The 23,311-nt window shown below is 41.5% G+C and carries 19 protein-coding genes; 13 read left to right on the forward strand and 6 right to left on the reverse strand.

Annotation, left to right across the window (positions count from 1 at the left end; genetic code table 11):
• The first annotated feature begins 6 nt into the window (after positions 1–6).
• From LDL79_RS10070 to LDL79_RS10085, 4 genes are read left to right on the forward strand one after another with little or no spacing between them, the layout of a single operon-like run.
• The gene (locus LDL79_RS10070) at positions 7–1,458 is read left to right on the forward strand and encodes an alpha-L-fucosidase (RefSeq protein WP_225597617.1); all 1,452 of its coding nucleotides are present in this window, start codon (positions 7–9) and stop codon (positions 1,456–1,458) included.
• Positions 1,459–1,505: 47 nt separating this feature from the next.
• Positions 1,506–3,326, forward strand: coding sequence for a glycoside hydrolase family 35 protein (locus LDL79_RS10075; RefSeq protein ID WP_225597618.1), 1,821 nt, complete (start codon positions 1,506–1,508; stop codon positions 3,324–3,326).
• Between the two features lie 11 nt (positions 3,327–3,337).
• Positions 3,338–3,973 carry a copper homeostasis protein CutC gene (locus tag LDL79_RS10080; RefSeq protein ID WP_072985071.1) on the forward strand — a complete coding sequence of 212 codons (636 nt, stop codon included), beginning with the start codon at positions 3,338–3,340 and terminating at the stop codon, positions 3,971–3,973.
• 3 nt (positions 3,974–3,976) lie between these two features.
• Positions 3,977–5,032 carry a sialidase family protein gene (locus LDL79_RS10085; protein ID WP_072985069.1) on the forward strand — a complete coding sequence of 352 codons (1,056 nt, stop codon included), beginning with the start codon at positions 3,977–3,979 and terminating at the stop codon, positions 5,030–5,032.
• A 1-nt stretch (position 5,033) separates the two neighbouring features.
• Here LDL79_RS10085 and LDL79_RS10090 read toward each other — a convergent pair whose 3' ends face one another.
• Positions 5,034–5,786: a DeoR/GlpR family DNA-binding transcription regulator gene (locus LDL79_RS10090; RefSeq protein WP_072985093.1), complete on the reverse strand. Its 753-nt coding sequence runs from the start codon at positions 5,784–5,786 to the stop codon at positions 5,034–5,036.
• A 199-nt stretch (positions 5,787–5,985) separates the two neighbouring features.
• On the opposite strand from LDL79_RS10090, the gene LDL79_RS10095 reads away from it, so the two are divergent.
• The 4 genes from LDL79_RS10095 (at position 5,986) to LDL79_RS10110 (ending at position 10,672) form a co-directional block, all read left to right on the forward strand.
• Positions 5,986–7,578 (forward strand): glycerol-3-phosphate dehydrogenase/oxidase, encoded by a 1,593-nt coding sequence (locus LDL79_RS10095; protein WP_225597619.1) that lies wholly within the window; start codon positions 5,986–5,988, stop codon positions 7,576–7,578.
• 64 nt (positions 7,579–7,642) lie between these two features.
• On the forward strand, positions 7,643–9,136 hold the full coding sequence (gene glpK / locus LDL79_RS10100; protein WP_225597620.1) for a glycerol kinase GlpK: 1,494 nt from the start codon (positions 7,643–7,645) through the stop codon (positions 9,134–9,136).
• A gap of 5 nt (positions 9,137–9,141) precedes the next feature.
• The gene (locus tag LDL79_RS10105) at positions 9,142–9,873 is read left to right on the forward strand and encodes an MIP/aquaporin family protein (RefSeq protein WP_072985064.1); all 732 of its coding nucleotides are present in this window, start codon (positions 9,142–9,144) and stop codon (positions 9,871–9,873) included.
• 19 nt (positions 9,874–9,892) lie between these two features.
• Positions 9,893–10,672 (forward strand): hypothetical protein, encoded by a 780-nt coding sequence (locus LDL79_RS10110; RefSeq protein ID WP_225597621.1) that lies wholly within the window; start codon positions 9,893–9,895, stop codon positions 10,670–10,672.
• Here the strand turns inward: LDL79_RS10110 and LDL79_RS10115 are convergent.
• On the reverse strand, positions 10,669–11,352 hold the full coding sequence (locus LDL79_RS10115) for a potassium channel family protein (RefSeq protein WP_167596097.1): 684 nt from the start codon (positions 11,350–11,352) through the stop codon (positions 10,669–10,671). The two genes, LDL79_RS10110 and LDL79_RS10115, sit on opposite strands and share 4 nt — an antisense overlap.
• Positions 11,353–11,364: 12 nt before the next feature.
• On the reverse strand, positions 11,365–13,131 hold the full coding sequence (locus LDL79_RS10120) for a TrkH family potassium uptake protein (RefSeq protein WP_225597622.1): 1,767 nt from the start codon (positions 13,129–13,131) through the stop codon (positions 11,365–11,367).
• A 171-nt stretch (positions 13,132–13,302) separates the two neighbouring features.
• On the opposite strand from LDL79_RS10120, the gene LDL79_RS10125 reads away from it, so the two are divergent.
• Positions 13,303–14,727 carry a pyridoxal phosphate-dependent decarboxylase family protein gene (locus LDL79_RS10125; protein WP_225597623.1) on the forward strand — a complete coding sequence of 475 codons (1,425 nt, stop codon included), beginning with the start codon at positions 13,303–13,305 and terminating at the stop codon, positions 14,725–14,727.
• Positions 14,728–14,774: 47 nt separating this feature from the next.
• On the opposite strand, the gene LDL79_RS10130 is transcribed toward LDL79_RS10125, so the two are convergent.
• Genes LDL79_RS10130 through LDL79_RS10140 form a run of 3 tightly spaced genes read right to left on the reverse strand, consistent with a single transcriptional unit; the run spans position 14,775 to position 18,537 of the window.
• Positions 14,775–15,668 carry a carbohydrate kinase family protein gene (locus LDL79_RS10130; RefSeq protein ID WP_225597624.1) on the reverse strand — a complete coding sequence of 298 codons (894 nt, stop codon included), beginning with the start codon at positions 15,666–15,668 and terminating at the stop codon, positions 14,775–14,777.
• A complete protein-coding gene (locus LDL79_RS10135) occupies positions 15,668–17,005 on the reverse strand; it encodes a sugar porter family MFS transporter (protein ID WP_225597625.1) in 1,338 nt (445 codons plus the stop codon). The genes LDL79_RS10130 and LDL79_RS10135 overlap by 1 nt, the downstream gene beginning before the upstream one ends.
• 17 nt (positions 17,006–17,022) lie before the next feature.
• Entirely contained in the window at positions 17,023–18,537 is a 1,515-nt protein-coding gene (locus tag LDL79_RS10140) for a glycoside hydrolase family 32 protein (RefSeq protein ID WP_225597626.1), read from the reverse strand.
• 196 nt (positions 18,538–18,733) lie between these two features.
• On the opposite strand from LDL79_RS10140, the gene LDL79_RS10145 reads away from it, so the two are divergent.
• Genes LDL79_RS10145 through LDL79_RS10160 form a run of 4 tightly spaced genes read left to right on the forward strand, consistent with a single transcriptional unit; the run spans position 18,734 to position 23,278 of the window.
• On the forward strand, positions 18,734–19,780 hold the full coding sequence (locus tag LDL79_RS10145; RefSeq protein WP_072985051.1) for a LacI family DNA-binding transcriptional regulator: 1,047 nt from the start codon (positions 18,734–18,736) through the stop codon (positions 19,778–19,780).
• A gap of 2 nt (positions 19,781–19,782) precedes the next feature.
• A complete protein-coding gene (gene pgmB, locus LDL79_RS10150) occupies positions 19,783–20,439 on the forward strand; it encodes a beta-phosphoglucomutase (RefSeq protein WP_225597627.1) in 657 nt (218 codons plus the stop codon).
• Positions 20,440–20,442: 3 nt separating this feature from the next.
• Entirely contained in the window at positions 20,443–22,749 is a 2,307-nt protein-coding gene (locus LDL79_RS10155; RefSeq protein WP_225597628.1) for a glycoside hydrolase family 65 protein, read from the forward strand.
• 28 nt (positions 22,750–22,777) lie between these two features.
• Positions 22,778–23,278: a hypothetical protein gene (locus LDL79_RS10160; protein ID WP_225597629.1), complete on the forward strand. Its 501-nt coding sequence runs from the start codon at positions 22,778–22,780 to the stop codon at positions 23,276–23,278.
• The last annotated feature ends 33 nt before the right edge of the window (positions 23,279–23,311 follow it).

Genomic DNA, 23,311 nt, shown 5'->3' on the forward strand with positions numbered 1-23,311 from the left:
CTTTGTATGAATAGATTCTATATTCCTTTTTTAAGTTTTTTATTGTGCGGTATTGTAGCCTGTGAATCTTCAAATGATGGTGTCCCTGAGCCTTATGGGGCAGTGCCTTCAGAAGATCAACTTGCTTGGTATGATATGGAAATGAATGCCTTTATTCATTTTACCATAAACACGTTTACCGATAAAGAATGGGGTTATGGAGATGAATCTCCAGAGCTTTTTAACCCGTCTGCATTGGACACCGATCAGTGGATGTCTGTTCTGGAAGAAACCGGCTTCAGCGGAACCATTCTAACTGCAAAACACCACGACGGTTTTGCTTTATGGCCTTCAGCATATACAGAGCACGATATAGCTTCGAGTCCGTATAAAGATGGAAAAGGGGATTTAGTAAAAGAAGTTGCAGAAGCTGCTAAAGCGCACGGATTGGAGTTTGGCGTTTATTTATCGCCTTGGGATCGTAATCGCGCCGATTATGGCGAGGAATCTTATATCACCTATTACCGCAATCAACTTAAAGAGTTATTCACGGGCTACGGACCTGTTTTTGAAATGTGGTTTGACGGTGCTAACGGAGGTGACGGCTATTATGGCGGCGCCAATGAAGAGCGCAAGATCGACCGTCAAAATTATTACGATTGGCCAACGACTTTAAAAATGGTTGATTCGATGCAACCGCCTGTGTTATTTTTTAGCGACGCAGGACCAGATTTGCGTTGGGTAGGAAATGAGCGCGGAATAGGCGGTGAAACCCATTGGAATACGATTACGACAGATACGCTTTATGCAGGTAAAGCAGGAATTGAAGAACTCTTGCAAAGCGGAACCAAAAACGGAAAAAGCTGGATTCCGGCAGAGGTAAATACGTCGATTCGTCCGGGTTGGTTTTATCACGCTTCAGAAGATTCGCTGGTGCGTTCTCCAGAAAATTTATTTGAATTGTATCTGACTTCGGTAGGTCGCGGTTCAACCTTATTGTTGAATATTCCGCCAGACCGTCGTGGTTTATTTCACGAGAATGATGTGGCGTCACTTCGTGGATTCAGAAAAATATTAGACAGTGTTTTTGCTGAAAATTTAGCCGAAAAAGCCACTGCCACCGCAACTCCTGTACGTGGCGATAAGCCGATTTATGCCGCAGATAAAGTGCTTGATGGTGATGCAGAAACCTATTGGGCAACAAATGACGGTGTTACTACCGGAAGCATCGAACTGAACTGGGAAGCGCCACAAATACTGCATTATATTTCGCTTCAAGAGTATATTAAACTCGGTCAGCGCGTGGCTGCGTTTACGGTTTCTGTGTGGGAAGATGGTACCTGGAAAGAAGTGCAAAACCAAACGACGATCGGGCATAAACGCATTCTGAAATTAAACGGAGTGGAGACGTCAAAACTTAAAATCGAGATCACCGAAGCTTTAGCTTGCCCATTGATCTCTAACATCGAAGTATACTAGATTCTATGCAAGTTGTAAGAACAAATTTTTTCGTTTTAGTCCTAATTATGCTGAGTTTTGGCTTTGCTCAAGCTCAGGATGATGCCCCATTCAAAATAGAAAATGGCTCTTTTGTGTACAATGGAAAGCCAACACCTATTTACTCCGGTGAGATGCATTACGAGCGTATTCCTAAAGAATATTGGCGTCATCGCATTCAGATGATGAAAGCGATGGGTTTGAATACCATAGCCACCTACGTATTCTGGAATTACCACAATCCGGCTCCCGGAGTTTGGGATTTTAAAACCGGAAACCGAAACGTAGCCGAGTTTATTAAAATCGCCAAGGAAGAAGAGATGTTTGTCATTTTACGCCCGGGACCTTATGCCTGCGGTGAGTGGGAGTTTGGTGGTTATCCTTGGTTTTTACAAAACATTCCGGGGCTTAAAGTGCGTGAGAACAATGCACAATTTTTAGCAGCTTGTAAAGAATACATCAACGAACTCGCTAAACAAGTAACGCCTTTGCAGGTTAATAATGGTGGGAATATCATTATGACGCAGGTAGAGAATGAGTTTGGTTCGTATGTGGCTCAGCGGGAAGATATCGCTCCTGAAGATCATAAAGCATATAAAGAAGCTATTTTCAAAATGCTGAAAGATGCCGGTTTTCAGGCACCATTTTTCACTTCTGATGGTGCGTGGCTCTTTGAAGGCGGAAGTCTTGAAGGTGTATTACCTACAGCTAATGGAGAAGGAAATATCGATAACCTGAAAAAGGTGGTCAATAAATTCAATAACAACGAAGGGCCATATATGGTTGCCGAGTTTTATCCCGGTTGGTTAGATCATTGGGCAGAGCCTTTTGTAAAAATTAGCGCTTCAGATATTGCAAAACAAACTGAAGTGTATCTTAAAAACGGTGTGAATTTCAATTTTTATATGGCCCACGGCGGAACCAATTTCGGTTTTACCTCAGGAGCCAATTATAATGATGAGCACGATATTCAGCCGGATATTACCAGCTACGATTATGATGCGCCTATTTCTGAAGCAGGTTGGGCAACTCCCAAATATGACAGCATTCGCGCATTGCTAAAAAAATATGCACCATATGAGATCCCGGAGGTTCCGGAGCAAATTCCGGTGATTGAAATTCCGCAGATTCAATTGACAAAAACAATTGATGCGCTTACCAATATCAAAAAGCAAAAACCGGTGACAAGTGATACTCCGCTTACGTTTGAGCAACTCGAGCAAGGTTATGGTTATGTGTTGTATAAAAAACGCTTTACGCAACCTATCACCGGAACGCTTAAAGTGCCCGGGTTACGCGATTTTGCAACCGTTTATGTAAATGGTAAGAAAGTAGGCGAACTCAACCGCGTCTTCAACTCGTATGAAATGCCGATTAAAATTCCATTTAATGGGAGTTTAGAGATCTTGGTAGAGAATATGGGCCGCATCAATTACGGGGCAGAGATCGTGAATAACCTTAAAGGAATTATCGCTCCCGTGAGCATCAATGATTATGAGATCACAGGTGGTTGGGAGATGTATAAAGCGCCTTTTGCGGAAGTGCCGGAAGTTGAAAATTCAACGGAAGTAAAAACAGGAAGACCTGTTGTGTATTCCGGAAATTTTGATTTGAAAAAGCAGGGAGATACCTTTCTTAATATGAGCGAAGTGGGTAAGGGAATCGTTTTTGTAAACGGACATAATTTAGGGCGTTATTGGAAAGTGGGCCCACAGCAAACGCTTTACGTTCCGGGATGTTGGCTGAAGAAAAAGGACAATACTATTACTATTTTTGAACAACTCAATGACGTTGCAGTAACTTCTATTTCCGCACAAAAAACACCGATTCTTGAGGATCTAAAAAATTAAACAAAGCCCCTATGTCAAAAAAATATATCAAAGAAGCTTGCGTAGAAAGCCTGGCTCAGGCCATTAAAGCCGAAGAAAAAGGAGCAGACCGCTTGGAGCTTTGTGCTTACCTTGCTTTTGACGGTTTAACGCCGGCTCCAGATCTAATTTCTGAAGTGATCAAGGCGGTTAAGATCCCGGTACGCGTGATGATCAGGCCGCGTAATGGCGACTTTAATTACAGTGAAGAAGAGCTTGAACATATGAAAGCCTGCATAGCCTTTTGTAAGAAAGAAGGCGCTGAGGGTGTAGTTTTTGGCGTTTTAAATGAATCTAAGAAACTCAATATTGAGGCTATTGAAATGCTTACTAAAGCAGCAAAGCCTTTAAAAGTGGTGATTCATAAAGCCATTGATGCAACACCAGATATTGACGCGGCTTTAAAAGAGCTTTTGCAGGTTGAAGGTGTAGATACCTTACTCACTTCAGGAGGGAAATCTAATGCGTTTGATGGGGCGGAAAATTTAAACCGACTAATAACAATGGCGGGAAATAAACTAGAGATTATGCCTGCCGGAAAAATCACTCAATTCAATTTAACCGAACTTCATCATCTCGTGGAAGCAGAAGCGTATCACGGAAGATTGATCGTTGGAGAATTAGCCTAACCAATGCATTTAGAAAAGATCAAAGCACACGTAGTCGTTTTAGTTTTAGGTGTGTTTACTGCGTGTCAAACGAGCGAAACGCCTAAATTAAGAATCGTACAAGAAGGGTTTATTTACGAGGAAGCGCCTTTTCCGCAGTGTCACGCTTCAACCTTGGTTGAGGCCCAGGACGGAAGTATTATCGCAGCTTGGTTTGGTGGGGAATACGAGCGGCATCCTGACGTAAGTATCTATCAAAGTAAACTAACGGATACCGTTTGGTCAACACCGCAAAAAATAGCTGACGGTAAGGTAGAAAACGATACGCTAAGTTACCCTACGTGGAATCCCGTGCTTTTCAAAAATGCCGAAAATACATTGATGCTGTATTACAAAGAAGGTCCGTCGCCATCTTCCTGGTGGGGAAAATGGAAAACTTCTGAAGATAACGGCGCTTCGTGGTCAGCAGCAGAGCAATTACCCGATGGAATTTTAGGTCCTATCAAAAATAAGCCTATTCAACTTGCAAACGGAAGTATTGTAAGTCCGTCTAGCGTAGAGTCAGAAGACGGTGCAGTTTGGAAATCGCATATTGAATTATCAAGCGATAACGGCTATTCTTGGGAGCGCGTTAGGATACCTTCAGCAGATACGGTTAAAGTCATTCAGCCTACTTTGATTCAGCTTAAAAATGGAAATCTGAAAGCTTTATTACGCAGCGATCAGAATTATATTTTAGAAAGTGAAAGTTCAGATCAAGGTAAAACCTGGTCTGAAGCTACCAAGGGAACGATGCTTAATCCCAATAGTGGGATTGATGCGGTTACGCTTAAAAGCGGAAATTTTCTTTTGGTTTACAATCCTACCGAAGCCGGAGCTGATTGGTCAGACGGGCGTAATAAACTCAATCTGGCGTACAGTACAGACGGTTCGCATTGGGAAGATGTGTTGCAGTTAGAAGATGAGGCTGAAGGCGAATTCAGCTATCCTGCGATCATTCAAGATTCAGAAGGTTTGGTGCATATAACATACACGCATAACCGGTCAAAAATAAAATACCTGCAACTTAAGCTGGAGTAATCTAGACCAAGGTTAATTTTATTCCCATCTCGCGAATGCGCTCTGCATCTGCGGCAGATAGATCCTTGTCTGTAATGATCTCGCTAATCTCATCAAGTTCGCAGATCTTAGCTAAACTGCGTTTTCCAAATTTTGAAGAATCTGCTAGAATGATCGTTTTCTGCGCGGCTTCCATCATTTTTTTATTCAAGATCGCCTCTTCAATATTAGTGGTAGTACAGCCAAAATCGAGATCAATCCCATCAACTCCCATAAAAAATTGATGAGAAGAAATGTGTTGCAAAATATGCTCTGCATAATGCCCTGTAACCGAACCGGAGCGATGGCGAATGTTTCCGCCCAATTGAATAATATCTATATCGCGATGTTTCATCAACTCAATCGCAACGAGAAGCGAGGAGGTAATCACGTTGAGTTTACCAATGGGTTTAATCGCTTTCGCCAGCTGTTGTACGGTGGTTCCGCTTGCGATAATAATAGAATCGTTTTCCTGAATGCGTTGAGCAGCCGCTTCTGCTATGAGCGATTTTTCTTCGGCAGATATTGAAGCTTTTTCGCTTACGTCGCGCTCGTTCATATAAGGATTTTCTAAAGAGGCACCACCGTGTGTTCTAAAGAGCAAGCCTTTATCTTCCAGAAGTTTCAAATCTTTTCTTATGGTTACGGCTGAGACATCGAGTCGCTCACAAAGGGTCGCAACTTTAACATGTTTCTCTTTTTTTAAAAGATCTAAAATTTCCTGATGACGTTCCATTACTATAAGGTTTGAGCGCATAAAAGCACTACAAATATAAGGTCTTAAAGCGTTTTTAAAAACGATTTCTTTTTGTTTCGTTTTTAATCGATATTGTGTTTTTTAACAATTTAAACGAAACTTTAACTTTCAAATGAAATCGTTTTAGTGTCATTTTATATATATTTGGCAGCATAAAGAAAAATTAAGAAACCAAACGATGGCGAATATATTTGCGCGTGAGCATTTGACAGGACAACTTTCACAAACCAAAAAATGGGACGTGATTGTGATTGGAGGAGGAGCAACAGGACTTGGAGTAGCTTTAGATAGTGCTACTAGAGGTTATAAAACCTTGTTGCTAGAGCAGGTAGATTATGCAAAGGGAACTTCTAGCCGAAGTACCAAATTAGTACACGGTGGCGTGCGCTATCTCGCACAAGGAGATATTGATCTGGTTAAAGAAGCCTTGTACGAGCGCGGGTTATTGGCGCAAAATGCACCGCATCTGGTGAAGAATCAAAACTTCATTATTCCAAACTACAGATGGTGGGAAGGAATTTATTATACCATCGGGTTAAAAGCTTATGATTTTCTAGCCGGAAAATTGAGTTTAGGAAAATCGAAGCATATCAACAAAACCAAGACTACAGAGCGTCTTTCAACCCTAAGACAAAAAGGACTTTATGGTGGAGTCGTATATAAAGATGGCCAGTTTGATGATTCGCGTTTGGCAACGAATATTGCACAAACCGCAATTGAAAACGGAGCTACTTTACTTAACCATTTTAAAGTCACTGATCTTTTGCAAAACGATACCGGCAAAATTATAGGTGTCGAAGCGAAAGATACCGAAACCGATGCCCATTATACGTTTTCAAGTGATGTTGTGATCAATGCAACCGGAGTATTTACAGATGAGATTCTGCGTATGGAAAACGCCGAAGCTAAAAAATCGGTAGTGCCAAGTCAGGGGGTGCATTTGGTTTTTGATAAATCATTTTTGCCTGGAGACGATGCGATTATGATCCCTAAAACCAGTGACGGTCGCGTGTTGTTTGCAGTGCCTTGGCATGATAAAGTGTTGGTGGGTACTACAGATACCAATCTGGATGATCATAGTTTGGAACCTCAGGCTCAGGAGCAAGAAATTGAATTTATCCTGCAAACCTTCAATAATTATTTGAATAAAAAAGTGACGCGCGCTGATGTACGCAGCATTTTTGCCGGTTTGCGTCCGCTTGCTGCGCCTAAAGACGATTCAGAAAAAACGAAAGAAATTTCGCGTAGCCATAAAGTGATCGTTTCAGAAACCGGTTTGATAACCATTACCGGCGGAAAGTGGACCACCTACCGTAGAATGGCACAAGACACGATAAATAAAGCGATTTCGCTTAAAAAACTTCCGAAGAAAGCCTGTGAAACAGCGCATTTGGCAATTCACGGAGCAACGCCTACAGAAGATCGTACCAATCATTTATACATCTACGGAAGCGATCAAAAAGGGATTGCGAGTCTGATAAAAGAACAACCGGAATTAGGTGAGAAATTACACGAGCGTCTTCCGTTTTTGAAAGCGGAAGTGATCTGGGCCGTGCGTTATGAAATGGCGCGTACAGTTGAAGATGTGTTGGCTAGACGCGTGAGAGCTTTGTTTTTAGATGCGGCTGCTGCCCGTGAAATGACTGCTGAGGTAGCGCGATTGATCGCAGCTGAGCTGAATCGTGATGAAGCCTGGAAACTTAACCAGATAGAAGAATTTACAAAATTGGCTAACCACTATTGCATTGAAGGCAATACGGTTACCGTATAAATAAAATCGGGCTCTACGGCTTTAACGTCGCAGTGCCTTAATCTTTAAACCTATATTATACAACATGGACCAGTTTATATTATCCCTGGATCAGGGAACAACAAGTTCGCGCGCAATCGTTTTCGACAAGAAAGGTGGAATTGTGTCGATAGCTCAGAAAGAATTTAAACAATACTTCCCTAAGCCGGGTTGGGTAGAGCACGATCCTCAGGAAATTTGGTCCACACAAGCGGGTGTTGCTGCCGAGGCCACCGTTTCTAAGGGTTTAAACGGAAAAAACATAGCAGGGATCGGGATTACCAATCAGCGGGAAACAGTTGTTGTTTGGGATAAAAACACAGGTGAACCCGTATATAATGCGATCGTTTGGCAAGACAAGCGTACAGCAGATTATTGCGAAGAGCTGAAAGAAAATGGCAAAGCCGAAATGATTCAGGAGAAAACCGGATTGGTGATCGACTCGTATTTCGCCGGAACCAAAGTAAAATGGATACTCGATAATGTAGATGGTGCACGCGAAAAAGCCGAAGCCGGTGATTTGATTCTAGGAACCATAGATACGTGGTTGATCTGGAAATTCACTAAAGGTGACTTACATGTGACTGATGTTACTAATGCGTGTAGAACCTTACTTTTTAACATCAATACGATGGAATGGGACGAGGAACTTCTTGAGCTTTTTGATGTTCCAAAAAGTATGCTTCCGGAAGTTAAAGATTCTAGTGAAGTGTATGGGCATACCAAAACCACCATTTTTGCATCTAAAATTCCTATTGCCGGAATCGCGGGAGATCAGATGGCAGCATTGTTTGGGCAGATGTGTACCAAAAAAGGAATGGTTAAAAATACCTACGGAACGGGTTGCTTTATGCTGATGAATATTGGTGACAAACCTATTCTTTCTAAGAATAATTTATTGACCACGGTTGCCTGGAGAATTAACGGTAAAACCGAATACGCACTCGAAGGAAGCATTTTTATTGGTGGTGCCGTAGTACAATGGTTACGCGATGGTTTAGGAATTATCAATAAATCTGAAGATGTAGAACCGCTGGCAGAGTCTGTTGAATCTACAGATGGCGTATATTTTATTCCAGCATTTGCCGGTCTTGGTGCACCGTATTGGAATCAAAAAGCAAAGGGAACTATTTTTGGCGTAACCCGCGGAACCACCGATGCGCATATCGCACGTGCTTCGATCGAAGCAATCGCTTATCAAACGATGGATATTCTAAAATCTATGGAAGCTGATTCAGGAATTGATATTAAAGAACTGCGTGTTGACGGTGGCGCTTCGGTAAATGAAACCTTGATGCAATTTCAGGCAGACGTATTAGATTCAGTTACTGTTCGTCCTAAAATCACCGAAACTACTGCTTTGGGAGCTGCATATCTTGCAGGTCTTGCCGTAGGCTTCTGGGAAAGTAAAGAAGAGATTCAAGAGATGTGGCAAGAAGATAAACGCTTTGAGCCCGTTAAACCTAAGGAGGATGTAGAAGCCGGAATCAAAGGTTGGTACCGCGCAGTTAAAGCACTAGAACACTGGACTAAATTATAAGAATTATGACACCATTTATAGCAGAAGTTTTAGGAACAGCTTTATTGATCCTTTTAGGAGGAGGAATTGTAGCTAATGATATTTTAAATAAAACCAAGGGGAATGGTGGTGGTTGGATGACCATCACCACCGCTTGGGGACTTGCAGTTTTTGTAGGTGTTGTTGTTGCCGGCCCGTATAGTGGGGCGCATTTAAACCCGGCGGTGACCATAGGTCTGGCAGCCGGTGGTTTGTTTCCGTGGGCAGATGTACCTACGTATCTCGCAGCAGAATTTATTGGGGCGATGATAGGTTCTTCCTTGGTGTATGTGATGTATAAAGACCATTTTGATGCCACTGAAGACGGCGGACTCAAACGTGCGGTGTTTTGTACAGATCCGGCGATCCCAAATAATTTTAGAAATATAGTAAGTGAGATTTTAGGGACTTTCGTGTTGCTTATTTGTGTATTCTATTTTTCTGATGCAGAAATTGCTGACGGTACAGGAACTAAAGTGGGTCTGGGCTCTATAGGAGCGATTCCTGTGGCATTCGTCGTGTGGGGAGTTGGTCTTTCTCTAGGAGGAACAACCGGCTATGCGATCAACCCGGCGCGTGATTTAGGTCCGCGTATTGTTCACGCACTACTACCCATAAAAGGCAAAACCGATAGCGGATGGAGTTACGCCTGGATTCCTGTTTTAGGTCCCATCATTGGCGCTGTTCTCGCAGCCTTTCTCTTTTTAGCCTTAAACTAATTTATATCTAAACCATTTTATGAAATTATTTAAAACGGCCTTAGCGCTGTGGTGCATTCTCGCACTTCAGCAGCTACAGGCACAGGAAGACTTACGCTCTTCAGATCTGCAAATTGAAGATTCTACAGCTACAAAATACAAGCCTTTCGCATTTAATCTGAAGGCTAAAAATATGCACCTCTGGAAGGGTTTACGCGTGACCGATGCTCCGGTTCTGGATGTAGATCTTAACTATACTTCACGCGATGGAAAATTCAAAGCCGGACTTTGGGGAGGTGCCGGAGTGACCGGATATTATACTGAATTTGATTACTACGTTTCGTATAGTACAAACGGTTTTTCGTTAAGTGTATGGGATATTAACAACTATAGTGATTTCCCGGACGCCGGTATTTTTGACTACGACCGAAGCACTACTTCTCATTTTATCGACGTGACTTTAGGATATGAATTTAAGCCTATTCCGTTAAAGCTTTCTTGGAGCACTATCGTACAAGGGCGAGATACTTATGTTGCTAGTGATGGCGAACTGAAAAATGCGTTTTCTAATTATGTGGAGGTTAGTTACGGTTTGATACAGAAGAAAGATTGGTCGATCAGCGCCTTTGTGGGCGGAGCGTTCTCTTTTGAAAATGAGGCTCATTTTTACGGCGATAAGCCTAATCTAACCAATGTGGGTTTGATTTACGCCAGAGAAGTTCCTGTGCTTAAAAAGTTCACGATCCCAATGGCAGCAACCGCAATGTGGAATCCTGAGCAAGAGTATGGAGCGATCGAAGTCGCAATAACCTTATTCTAAGAATTGATAAATTTTCGGATGTCTTTGTTGGCGCCGTAAAGAACTAAAATGTCTCCACGCTCTAATAACAATTGGGGTGTGGCGACACTTTGAACATCGATAATGGTTTTGGTTTTACCAATTTCGGTATCTACATATGCATTCTTCAGCGTGGTTAAAACAAGAAGATTATAGCGTTCTCTAAACTGAACTTCTTCCACCGTTTTATTTTCATATTGCTTAGGTAATTTCACCTCTACAATACTAAAATACTCATTCAGCTCAAAGGAATCTACAACGCCGCGCATACACAGTTTTTTTGCCAGGCGTTCTGCGCTTTCTTGTTCCGGGTGTACGATCTCATCAACACCAATGGCGCTCAATACATTCTCGTGCAAGGGATTTACCGCCCTGCTGATAAGTTTTTTTACTTTTAGATTTTTGAGCAGTGCAGTCACCATCACATTGGTGCCTTGATTTTCACCAATAGCGACAACAACAATGTCGGTATCCTTAAGCGGTAAACCAGTTACGGTAGATTCATCGGTCGCATCTAGACAAATGGTGTGCGTGATTTTTTCTTTTAAAGCATCTACACGGTTCATTTTAATATCAATGCCAATAACTTCGTTGCCTTGAGCGGTAAGTTTTTCGGCTAAAGAAGCGCCAAAGCTTCCTAATCCCACAATGATATATTTCATAATCTAAACGTTTTAATTGATCAAAATTTCTTCGCTAGGGTAGCGGTAGGCCTTGTATTTCATCTTTCTGAAGATCGCGATAAGTATCGTAAGCATACTCACGCGCCCAATAAACATCACGATGATCAATACCCCTTTACTACTAGCTGAAAGACTTGAAGTAATTCCTAAACTGAGGCCTACGGTACTGTATGCAGAAAAGCATTCAAAGGCAATGCTGAGCAAGGTTTTATCAGGATCAAAAGCTGCGATAGCGATCACCGCAAAGCCAATTACAACTAGCGATAACGAGATGATAGCAAATGCCCTTCTCACCGAGATATCAGCGATCTCTCTGCGATACACTTCTATGCGTTCTTTACCTTTAGCGAGGCTCAAAAAGTTTAACGTAGCAATCGCAAAGGTGCTGGTCTTGATACCACCCCCTGTTGAAGCGGGCGAGGCGCCAACCCACATCAATAAGAAGATCATCATCAGTGTAGAAAAATGCAGCTGATTCATATCTAGTGTATTAAAACCGGCTGTTCTGGGCGTAGTGGCTCCAAAAAGTGCCGTTACAAATTTGCCAAAACCATTATGCTCAGCCAGCGTATTGTGGTACTCATTAGCATAAAAAACAGCGGTGCCTAAAAGCGATAATGCGGTTGTGGTGATCAGGGTTATACGGCTGCTAAGACTTAATACCCAAGGTTTGCTCAAAGTTCCGCGATCCCAGTATTTGATAGGGTTGACGATCTTGTACTTTAAATATTTGAGAATATTGATGACAATAGGAAAACCCAATCCGCCAAAGACAAAAAGTCCGATTAGGGTGAGCTGTAAAAAATAGTTATATCTAAAATTGATATCATAAATACCGTTAGATAGCGTTGAAAAACCGGCATTACAAAAAGCCGAAATTGAGTGGAAAACCGAGAAAAAGAACCGATCTGTAAAGTCTTGAAAGTTTTCTGCTTTAAGGCTTAGAAAAATTAGAATTCCTCCAACAGCTTCGATCGAAAAGGTAATGATAAGAATACGTTTTAGCGTAGAAAAGACTTCACTGATCTTTTGCGAATTATTCATATCACTCAACACCACCTGATTTTCAAAGGTGGACATTCCCTTAAAAAAATAGCTGAAATAACTGGCAAAAGTTAGAATGCCCAGACCTCCCAATTGAATGAGAAAAACGATGATGTTTTGGCCAAGCGGTGTAAAAAAAGTTCCCGTATCTACTACGATCAGACCGGTTACACAAACCGCACTTGTAGACGTGAACAGGGCATCTAAAAATGAAATCCCGTCATAAGTAGCTTTGGGAAGCATCAGTAAAAAAGTGCCTAATAAAACGATCCCAACAAAACTGGCAATAAAGAGTTGCGCCGGGTTGAGGTGGCTCTTTTTGTAATTCACGCGCTGCTCTGCAAATTCTCTAATAAATGTGAGTAAGATCGCTGCCCTTACCCAGCTGTCACTATAGAGAAAATTTAAATGCTTATGCGCTTCGGCACCAAAAAAATGAATGCCTATGATATATAAAATGACCAGAATACTGGCCGCGTCAAAAAGAATGACCTGTGTGCTTAGTTTTTTTGATTGGGTGAAGTAGCGTACTAGGGTAACGGCGATTCCCACAAAAAGAATAAACAGGTAATAAGCGTTGAGAAAGGTTTGCAATTTTGAAGATTGCTCGTAACCAAAATCCAGGATAAAGGCAAAAACTCCAAGCAAACTAAGAATGAAAGCGGTGCGAAACAACGTCTTTAGCGTAAATACATTTGCTAATGTTTCTTTCAAACTTTTAAGATTTAAAATTGCTGTGCAAAGGTAGCGTATTCCTGATGTTGGCTTTTTTTTAAGTCTTAAAATATTTACAAAGTTCAAGGGACGTCCTTCCATAGAAACCATGACGGGGCAAAGGGTTTTAGCTGAATTTAAAGCCGTAGTTTTGCAGAAAATTGAATATTGATGGAAGCAAAGGATATAGCGCGTTTAGAATTGTCTGAACAAGAAATGCGTGATTATGGGTATAAAGTGGTTGATGCTATTGTTGAGCATCACCTCAACCAACATAAAAAGAAACCGGTAGCGCAAGCAAGCCGTGAAGAAATGGATTCTTTGTTACGCGAGCACGCTCCAGAAGCGCCTAGTGCCGCTAACGAGGTTTTTGATACTGTAATGGAAAAGGTGATGCCTTTTACAAACATTATGAGTCATCCTAAGTTTTATTCGTTTGTGCCCGGGCCCAGCAATTACGTGAGTGCGATGGCAGACGCTTTAGCAACAGGGTTTAATGTGTTTTCAGGAGGCTGGGCAGCTTCGCCGGCAGCTGCAGAATTAGAGATCGTGACTATAAACTGGTTATTGAGTTTATATGGATTTCCTAAAAAACGCGGGGGCGGAATTTTCACCAGCGGTGGCTCGATGGCAAATCTTACGGCATTGATCACTGCACGTAATATCAAATGCGGAGACGATTTTTCTAAAGCGGTGATTTACCTTTCTGATCAGGCGCATTCTTCAAATATCAAGGCGATTCGTGTGATGGGCTTTAGAAAAGAACAGATACGCTTGATCCCAACCGATCTTGAATTTAAGTTCGCGATCAATAAGCTGAAAAATGCGATCAACAAAGATCGTCTTGCCGGGTGGAAACCTTTTTGCTTGCTGGCTTCAGCTGGAACAACGAATACCGGAACTGTAGATCAATTGACCGAATTGGCCGCTATTGCTAAGGCCGAAGATTTATGGTTTCATATTGATGGTGCCTATGGTGGCGCAGCCATTCTGGCAAAGAATGGAAAGCAACTTTTAAAAGGAGTTGAAAAAGCCGACTCGCTAACGGTAGATCCGCACAAATGGTTCTATCAGCCTTATGAAATGGGGTGCTTGCTCGTGCGAAATCACAAATGGTTAAGCGGAACATTTACCGAAGTTCCTGAATATTTAAAAGATGTTGAAGGGAACAGTTCTGAGATCAATTTTTACGACCACGGAATCCAATTAACCCGACGTTTTCGAGCGCTTAAATTCTATATGAGCATAAAAACTTTTGGTTTAAAAGCCTTTAGAGAAGCGGTGCAATACAACTTTGATCTGTGTGAAAAAGTAGAAAGCATTCTTCGGAAAAGTAAAAAGTGGGAAGTCGTTTCTCCGGCTACACTAGCTGTGATCAATTTTAGATACAACCCTATTGATCAAAACCTTTCTGAGCAAGAACTTGATGCACTCAACTCAAAGATATCAGAAGGTGTGGTAGATTCTCGCGAGGCGATGCTGGTGACGACCATTCTTAATGGGCAAACCGTATTGCGTATGTGTTTGATCAATCCACGTACGACCTTGGCTGATGTAGAAGAAACGATCGCGCTATGCGAGAAAATGGCCGAGTAATAACGCAATAATTGAGATTCAAAAACCTTGGGTTTACCCCAAGGTTACTATTCTCTCATTTTTGCTTCTATTTGTTCTGAAGTAATGGGGGCGTTAGCACCTTTGGTTCCGGCTACTAAAGCACCCAACGCACAAGCAAAGGCCAAGGCTTTTTCCGGTGTGTTTTCAACTTTAAAAAGTTGGTAGATCAGTCCGGCTAAAAAAGAATCGCCGGCACCCACCGTGTCTATCACTTTTGTGCTGTAACCCGAATTGCTAACCGTAGTACCATTTTGATAAAGAACTGCGCCTTTGGCACCCAAGGTGACGCAAATTATTTCAGTAGCTGTGCGTTTGCTTATTTCAGCGAGTTGCTCGTGAATGGTTTCACCAGTAATATTTAAATGCGCAATTACTTCTTCAAGTTCTTCATCATTCATTTTGATCATTTGCGCTTGCTTCATAAACTCAATAAGCGTTTCCATTTCATAATGTGGTGCGCGTAAATTCACATCAAAAATGGCATAATCAGCAAGCTGAAGCAGGCTATTAAGTGTTTCGCTAGACTCGTTGCTGCGTGCTGCTAAAGAGCCAAAAATGAATAGATCGGCTTGTTGCACAGCATTTTTGTTTTTATCAGTCAATGCTATAGCGTCCCACGCGACCGGTTTTTTGATGTTGTAAGAGGCACTGCCCGAAGCATCAAGCGTGACTTCTACTTTTCCGGTTTCTAGAGCAGGATCTTCTTGAATCAGATTTTGATCAAGACGGAATTTTTGAATGGCTTCGCGGGTTTCTTCGGCTAAAGCATCTTGGCCCAATCTGCTAATCATTTGCATCGTGACGCCCAGACTTTTCATGCGTAAGCATAAATTGAGCGGAGCGCCGCCTAAAGCTTTTCCGTCAGGAAAAACATCCCATAAAATCTCCCCGAAGCAAATAGCGTTTAAAGACTCTTTCATTATCCCAATATTTTTTCTTCTAGTTCTTCAAGCGAAATCCCTTTGGTTTCGGGCATCATAAATTTGGTAAACAGTAATTGTAAAAACATCATAAACGCAAAAAATGCAAAAATAGGCCACGGATTATCTTTAAAAATTCCGTCTTCTCCATCTAGGAAAACAGGAGTCAAAAGTGTGATCAATGCCGCAAAAACCCAATGCGTTCCTGTTCCCCAAGATTGCCCGTAAGCACGCACCTTATTAGGGAAAACTTCAGAAATAAATACCCAGATCACAGCCCCTTGACCTACCGCGTGTGATGCGATAAAGATCAGGATGAAAGTGAGTAACAACGCCGGACTCGCGCCGCTGTAAAAACACCAAGCTACCGTAAAGAGGCTGATAATGTAACCAAACGAACCGATAAACATTAGCGTACGGCGGCCCAGACGGTCGATCAAGCCAACACCAACAAAAGTAAAGATGAGGTTCACTACGCCTATTGAAATTGAATTTAACAAGGAATCTTCGGTGGCTAAACCGGCTTTTACTAAAATTTCAGGGGCATAGTACAGAATGAAATTGATCCCGGATACCTGATTAAAAAAGGCGATTAAAAAAGCTAGGATCAAGGGTTTTTTAAATCGTGCCGTAAAGAGTTTTACGTCATCAGTCGTTTTTGCTAATTCGGTTTTAATACTGTCAATTTTACGCTGTGTTTCCTGTTTGTCGTAAACTTGATTGAGTACAGCAAAAGCGCCTTGTTCATCCTTTTTCTTGTGAAGCAACCAACGCGGACTCTCCGGAACCGTCATTACCAACACAGTATATAAAAACGCCGGAATCGCTTCGACACCCATCATCCAGCGCCAGTCATTTTCACCTTGAAAACCTTCTAAAAGATAATTTGAAAAGAATGCGATAAGGATACCTAAAACCAGATTAAATTGGTACAGTGCGACCAATTTACCGCGGTTAGAAGCAGTGGTGATTTCTGAAATATAGGTAGGCGCAGCTACGGAAGAAGCACCAACACCTACACCGCCAATGAAGCGAAAAAAGGAAAATAAATATGGATCTGGAGATAAGGCAGAACCTAGAGCTGAAGCAAAATAGAGAATCCCGATCCAGAACAAGGTTTTTTTGCGCCCAAATTTATCACAAGGAATACCGCCGGTAAGAGAGCCTAATACAGTTCCCCACAGGGCCATCGACATAATGAACAGTCCGTGAAACCAAGGAGAGAGATTCCATAATTCTTTAACCGGTAAGTTGGCTCCAGATATTACTACGGTGTCAAAACCAAAAAGAAAACCGGCAAGTGCAACGGTTACAGACCATTTTTGTACTGCTTTCATATATTCAAATTCTAGTATTAGTTATTGTCCTTCCAGATTGAAGGAATTGGGGTGATTTTTAAATTTTTCACTTCATCTTCGGTAGTGATGCTGAACTGGGTGTATGGCTTTTCTGGGAAAAACTGTGCGGTGATCGCATTAGCGCCGCTATCAGCAAAAAATTCTATCGAAGAAGCATCTAAGAAAATTTGAAATTCCGCTGAATCGCTGTCGATGAAGTCAGCAGGAGCTTCCATTATTGGGAGTGCGAATTTATCTGAAAAATCGGTTAAGCCACTTTTGCTTCGGTCCAAACTGTATTTAGCGGCTTGGGCGTCAAATGAAATCGTGAGCTCTTCGCCATCTGCATTTCCGACATTAATCTTAAAATCCTTAAGCGGTTTAGGTAATTTAAAAGAAACTACTGCTTGGTTGAGGTTTTTATGAGAAAATAATGAGGTGTTCTGCTCCCTTGAAATATCTATGGGAACATCACTTAAACCTTCAATAATTGAGGCTACCGGAGTATTGGCTAAAAAATATTCTTTGTTTTTATGCAAACTCACTTTTTGCGGAAGCGTCATTGCACTACGCCACTTTTCGGTAGGTGTTTCCTGGCCGTACTCCCAGTTGCTCATCCAAGCGATAAACGTACGTTCTTCATCAGGTAAATTGTTGTAGGTGATCCCGGCATAATTATCACGGCCGAGGTCAATCCATTTTTCGTCTGTTTGGGTTGTTGTAAATTGTTTTCCGTCAAAATCACCAATAAAATATTGTGTTCCGGAGCCACCGTTAGGAGCGCCGGGATTGATGCTGATAAACAACACCCATTTGGTCTCGCCGGTTTCCTTTACCGTTAACGGAAATAGATCAGGACATTCCCAAACGCCACCATGAGCGCCGATGTCCTTGCCAAATTCGCTGAGGTAGGTCCAATTAATTAAATTATCAGAATTGTAAATCATCGCGCGATCGCCGGCAACCAGCACTAGAATCCATTTATTAGAGTCTTCGTGCCAGAAAACTTTCGGGTCTCTAAAATCTACAAGGTTTTCGTTATTCGGTACAACAGGATTGCCGGCATACTTTGTAAACGACTTTCCGTTATCAAGACTGTAAGCAATTCCCTGATATTGATAATCTGTAGTTTTTGCTTCAGCACCTTTAGGTTCGTGATAGGTGAACATGGCGATCAGCGGCGGGTTTTCGGCAGTGCCTAAGCCAGAAGAATTGTTGTGATCAACCACGGCACTTCCTGAAAAAATGTAGCCTAATTCATCAGGCTCAAGTGCAATTGGCTCGTTTTTCCAATTTTTTAAGTCCTCACTGGTCGCGTGCCCCCAGTGCATAGGTCCCCAAACGGTAGAATCTGGGTAAAATTGATAGAAAAGATGATAGGTTCCGTCGTTGTAAACCAGACCGTTAGGGTCGTTCATCCAGTGTGCTTCGGGCGAAAAATGATATTGTGGGCGAAAATTTTCGTGATATGATTTAACTGCCGTATCTTTAGGGGTATCATTTGCGGTGTTTTCTTTTTTACAAGAACTCATAATTAGTGTGATTAACAGAATGGAATGTACATATTTCATGATAGACTACATTAATTAAACCTTTCGGTCAACAAGAGTCGAAATTTAAAACAAATTAAGAGAACTTAATCGATTTAGTCGCTTAAATTTGCCACAAGTAGTAATTATCAATAGTCTTTCAAGATAGACAAAAAGAATTAAACCGATTTTTCAAATTATGAAAAGAAAGTTAACCCTAAAATCAATAGCAAAAGAGCTGGGTGTTTCGATCTCTACCGTTTCAAAAGCGCTTAGAGACAGCCCGGAAATCAGTGAAGAAACTCGTGAGAAAATCAAAGCTTTTGCGAAGCTCTATAACTACAAGCCTAACAATATTGCGCTGAGTTTAAAAAATCGTAAAACCAATACGATCGGGGTGATCATTCCTCAGATCGTACACCATTTTTTCACAACAGTAATCTATGGTATTGAGCAGGAAGCGCGTGAGAATAATTACAACGTGATTATTTGTCTTTCAAACAATGCTTTTGATAAAGAGGTTCTCAATATGGAGCTTTTGGCCAATGGAAGTACAGACGGATTCATTCTTTCGGTTTCTAAAGAAACGATGATGAAAGAAGATTATCACCACTTAAATGAAGTGATCGATCAAGGAATGCCTGTGGTGATGTTTGACCGTGTGGTTGAAGGGATTCAGTGTGATCGGGTATTGATCGATGATAAAGCGGGCGCTAAAAAAGGGGTGACGCATATGATTCGCTCCGGGTGTCGTAAAATAGGTATTATTACCAGTGAAGATTACGTGAGTGTAGGTCGTTTGCGTACTGAAGGTTACCTTGATGCACTTGATGATTTTGGAATCAAAGCTGATGATAAGCTTATTTTGAAGTTAGATAATATTGATGATCTTTCTGATAAATCTAAAAAACGCATCGAAGATTTTATCACTAATAACGACCTTGATGGTGTGTTTACCGTAAACGAACTCTTTGCTGTTCATGCATCTCGAGTGATCAATGCTTTGGGTAAAAAGATTCCTGATGATATTTCGCTGGTTTGTTTTACTGATGGTCAATTGTCTGAGCATGCAGTGCCTAGTTTAACGGCGGTGAGTCAGCACGGGGAGGAAATGGGGCGTAAAGCAGCTTCTATTCTTATCAATAAATTAGAAAGCCCTGAAGACGAGGAAGAAGAATATAGCACAACCTATATTGATACCAGTCTTGTTGAGCGTGAATCTACTAAAGAAGTAACGCGCAGATAAGGATGGGTAAAAAGGGTTTTATTTTTGACTTAGACGGAGTAATTGTAGATACGGCCGGATTTCACTACTTAGCGTGGCGAAATCTGGCTCATGAATTGGGTTTTGAATTTACCGAAAAGCAAAACGAGCGTTTTAAAGGCGTGAGTCGCGTACGGTCTCTGGAAATCTTACTTGAAATAGGAGATGTAAAGGCCACTCAAGAACAAAAAGAGAGCTGGCTCGTTTCTAAAAATGAGGAATATCTGAGTTACATTTCCAAAATGACTTCAAATGATATTCTGCCGGGAGTACTTAAAGTGCTCGATTATTTGCAAGAAAAGCAAATACCGATGGCTCTTGGTTCTGCCAGTAAAAACGCGCAACCCATCTTAAAACGTGTTGGGCTTTTTGATCGTTTTGACAGTATTGTAGATGGCAATCACGTAACCAAAGCTAAGCCAGATCCCGAAGTGTTTACCATAGGTGCAGATGCTTTAGGTGTTGCCTATACTGATGCAGTTGTTTTTGAAGATTCAATCGCGGGTATTCAGGCAGCCAACCGGGTCGATATGGTGAGCATAGGAATTGGCGATGCACAGGTCTTGCACGAAGCCGATCATAATTTTAAAGATTTTACCGAAATCGATACCGCATTTTTAGACCAACTAATCAACGCATAAACTATGAATCAAGATTATATCATTCCTGCTCCCTGGGCAGTAATAGAAGAAGGATTTGAAAAGGATCGCGTAAAGTCTTCAGAAAGTCTTTTTAGCATCGGGAACGGTGCTATGGGGCAACGTGCCAACTTTGAAGAAGCCTATAGCGGAAAAACGTTTCAGGGAAGTTATATAGGAGGTGTTTATTATCCTGATAAAACCCGAGTAGGCTGGTGGAAAAATGGCTATCCTGAATATTTTGCAAAGGTGCTTAATGCTCCAAGCTGGATCGGGATCAAAGTGACCGTAGACGGGGAAGCGCTTGATTTGAATACCGTAAAATCGGTGTCAAAATTTCGTCGCGAACTCAACATGAAAGAAGGTTGGTTAGGTCGCAGTTTTGAAACCGAATTACAAAACGGAACGCAACTTAAAGTGAAAGCTAAACGCTTTTTGAGTTTAGAACACGATGAGCTGGGCGCGATCAATTATGAGGTGACTCCGCTAAATAAAGATGTGAGTATAAGTTACGAGCCATATTTAGACAGTGGGATTACCAATGAGGATACCAACTGGGATGATAAGTTCTGGAATACGCTTGAGGTAGAAGAAGACGGCAATAAGGCCTATATCACAGCACACACGATGAAAACGATGTTTTACGTGTGTACGGCGATGTCAAACACCTTTACCGTTGATGGGAAGGAGATTTCACTAACCCTCAAAACCAATAAAGCAGAGACCTACATCGGTCACGTTTATGAGACTGATATCAGAGAAGGTGAGACTTTTGCTATTCAAAAATATGCAGGATATATCACCTCTTTCAATCACGATAAAGACGAATTAAAGCAAGCTGCTGAAGCTGTTTTAGACACGGCTCTTGAAGAAGGATTCACCCGATTGTTAGCTAAGCAAAAGGAAGATTGGGCAGCGATCTGGGCAATGGCAGATATTGTCATCGATGGAGATGTCAAAGCACAGCAAGGTATTCGTTTCAATATTTTTCAGCTGAATCAAACCTACTTGGGTAAAGATGCTCGGTTGAATATTGGACCGAAAGGATTTACCGGAGAGAAATATGGCGGTTCTACCTATTGGGATACCGAAGCTTACTGCTTGCCTTTCTACATGGCGACCAAAGATCAGCAGGTAGCGCGTAATTTGCTAACCTACAGATACAATCATCTCGAAAAAGCTATTGAGAATGCCGAAAAACTCGGTTTCAAAAATGGCGCTGCGTTGTACCCTATGGTTACGATGAATGGGGAAGAATGTCACAACGAGTGGGAGATCACTTTTGAAGAAATACACCGTAACGGGGCAATGATCTTCGCGATCAGAGATTATGTGAATTACACTGGTGACTTTAGCTACATTCCGGAAAAGGGATTGGAAGTAATGATCGGGGTAGCGCGTTTCTGGAAACAACGAGCAACCTGGTCAAGCAAAAAAGAGCAGTTTGTAATTCTTGGTGTTACGGGACCTAACGAATACGAGAATAACGTTAATAATAATTTTTACACCAATTATCTTGCAAAATGGTGTTTGAATTATGCGGTTGAAAATGCTAAGAAAGTAAGCAAGGAATTCGCTTCGGATTATAAGCGAATTGCTGAAGCTACGGGTATTTCTAATGAAGAATTAAATTCGTGGACCGAAGTAGCTGAGAAAATGTACTTGCCTTTTTCAGAAGAAAATGGCGTGTACTTACAGCAAGATGGCTTTTTAGATAAAGAATTAGTAACGGTAGCAGACTTAGATAAAGCAGAGCGCCCCATCAATCAGAAATGGAGCTGGGACCGCATCTTGCGTTCACCTTACATAAAACAAGCGGATACATTACAAGGTTTTTATGTTTTTGAAGATGATTTTTCTCAGGACGAACTTAAAAAGCATTTTGATTTTTATGAGCCGTTCACGGTTCATGAATCTTCGTTAAGTCCTTGTGTGCATTCGATTCAGGCGGCAAAATTAGATCAGATGGATCAAGCGTATGCGTTTTATTTGCGTACGGCACGTTTAGACCTTGACGATTATAATAAAGAAGTGCACGAAGGACTGCACATTACCAGTATGGCCGGGACTTGGTTAAGTATTGTTGCCGGTTTCGGCGGAATGCGTATCAAAGACGACAAGCTTTCTTTTGCGCCAAAAATGCCAAAGGCCTGGGATGGTTTTTCTTTCAAACTAAATTTTAGAAATCAGATCGTAAAAGTAGCGGTAGCTAAGGATAAATATACTTTCAGCCTAGATGGTGGTGATGATCTTGATATTTTGGTAGACGGAAAAGAGATTAGCATTTCTGCAGATGAGCCTACCGAAGTTTAATACTATACGATAGTTTTAATTGAAGCCTTTGTTCTTTAAAGAACAAAGGCTTTTTGTTTTATACATCGATATGAACTTATACCGACTTAAAAATAGACCCGCACTTCAACAAGAAGGTAAAACATTTAAAAAGCAAGAGAAACTCAATATGCTTTTATCCGAATTGGAAACACGCAACTTACCTGAATCTTTAAGCAATACTATAAATAAAAAGGTCGAAAAACTCAATGATCTAAAGGGTTCAGAAAAGGAGTTGCATAAATCGTATATAAAATTTCAACATAGCATTTTACGATTGATCAAGGAGGAAACAGGCATTGTTAAAAAGGGTCATTATAAACATATGTGGACGGCTTTAGGGATGAGTGTTTTCGGTATCCCATTAGGTATAGCCTTTAGCTCAGCATTCGGTAATATGGCATTCTTAGCTGTAGGATTACCTATTGGATTAGTAATGGGTGCTGCTGTAGGGGCCAAAAAAGATAAAGCGGCGGCTGCAGAAGGCAAAGTGCTTGATGTTGAGATTTAGTTGTAATTTCGCTGCATCCTTAAATCTAACCTA

Origin of the sequence: Leeuwenhoekiella palythoae (assembly GCF_020310025.1) — a bacterium.
GTDB lineage: Bacteria > Bacteroidota > Bacteroidia > Flavobacteriales > Flavobacteriaceae > Leeuwenhoekiella > Leeuwenhoekiella palythoae.